1 rRNA gene is annotated in these 1,819 nt (G+C 55.9%); it reads right to left on the reverse strand.

The window, feature by feature from the left end:
• Positions 1–47 precede the first annotated feature (47 nt).
• Positions 48–1,569 (reverse strand): 16S ribosomal RNA (locus DPQ65_RS09380).
• Between the last annotated feature and the right edge of the window lie 250 nt (positions 1,570–1,819).

Raw genomic sequence — 1,819 nt, forward strand, 5'->3', positions numbered from 1 at the left:
ACCAAACCCACCCACCACCAACCGGTGATGCGTGTGTTGCTCCTTAGAAAGGAGGTGATCCAGCCGCACCTTCCGGTACGGCTACCTTGTTACGACTTAGTCCCAATCACCAGTCCCACCTTCGACGGCTCCCTCCCACAAGGGGTTGGGCCACCGGCTTCGGGTGTTACCGACTTTCGTGACTTGACGGGCGGTGTGTACAAGGCCCGGGAACGTATTCACCGCAGCGTTGCTGATCTGCGATTACTAGCGACTCCGACTTCATGGGGTCGAGTTGCAGACCCCAATCCGAACTGAGACCAGTTTTTTGGGATTCGCTCCACCTTACGGTATCGCAGCCCTTTGTACTGGCCATTGTAGCATGCGTGAAGCCCAAGACGTAAGGGGCATGATGATTTGACGTCATCCCCACCTTCCTCCGAGTTGACCCCGGCAGTCTCCTATGAGTCCCCACCATCACGTGCTGGCAACATAGAACGAGGGTTGCGCTCGTTGCGGGACTTAACCCAACATCTCACGACACGAGCTGACGACAACCATGCACCACCTGTATACCGACCTTGCGGGGCACCCATCTCTGGATGTTTCCGGTATATGTCAAGCCTTGGTAAGGTTCTTCGCGTTGCATCGAATTAATCCGCATGCTCCGCCGCTTGTGCGGGCCCCCGTCAATTCCTTTGAGTTTTAGCCTTGCGGCCGTACTCCCCAGGCGGGGCGCTTAATGCGTTAGCTGCGGCACGGAACTCGTGGAATGAGTCCCACACCTAGCGCCCAACGTTTACGGCATGGACTACCAGGGTATCTAATCCTGTTCGCTACCCATGCTTTCGCTTCTCAGCGTCAGTTATGGCCCAGAGACCTGCCTTCGCCATCGGTGTTCCTCCTGATATCTGCGCATTCCACCGCTACACCAGGAATTCCAGTCTCCCCTACCATACTCTAGTCTGCCCGTACCCACTGCAGACCCGGGGTTAAGCCCCGGGCTTTCACAGCAGACGCGACAAACCGCCTACAAGCTCTTTACGCCCAATAATTCCGGACAACGCTCGCACCCTACGTATTACCGCGGCTGCTGGCACGTAGTTAGCCGGTGCTTCTTCTGCTCCTACCGTCACTTTCGCTTCTTCAGAGCTGAAAGAGGTTTACAACCCGAAGGCCGTCATCCCTCACGCGGCGTCGCTGCATCAGGCTTTCGCCCATTGTGCAATATTCCCCACTGCTGCCTCCCGTAGGAGTCTGGGCCGTGTCTCAGTCCCAGTGTGGCCGGTCGCCCTCTCAGGCCGGCTACCCGTCGTCGCCTTGGTAGGCCAATACCCCACCAACTAGCTGATAGGCCGCGAGTCCATCCCCCACCGAAAAACTTTCCACCACCATCCCATGCGGGAAGTGATCATATCCAGTATTAGCACCGGTTTCCCGGAGTTATCCCAGAGTGGAGGGCAGGTTACTCACGTGTTACTCACCCGTTCGCCACTAATCCACCCAGCAAGCTGGGCTTCATCGTTCGACTTGCATGTGTTAAGCACGCCGCCAGCGTTCGTCCTGAGCCAGGATCAAACTCTCCGTTAAAATCAAACACCCAACCAGCACCACCCAAAGGCAGCACCAGTCAAGCAAACTTTGACCCAAAGAAGGGCACAATCACTAGCAGACAGAAACGAGTCAACTGACTCAATCCATCAATTCAAAGAAATCCTTGCCACCAGAACACACCACACACCCACAAAGAATGCGCACCATGCCCCAGGACAGGGTAAAAATTGGCATCGATTACTGACACGCTGTTGAGTTCTCAAAGATCGGACACACACCACCCACC

The organism is Ornithinimicrobium murale (assembly GCF_003352835.1).
Classification (GTDB): Bacteria; Actinomycetota; Actinomycetes; order Actinomycetales; family Dermatophilaceae; genus Ornithinicoccus; species Ornithinicoccus muralis.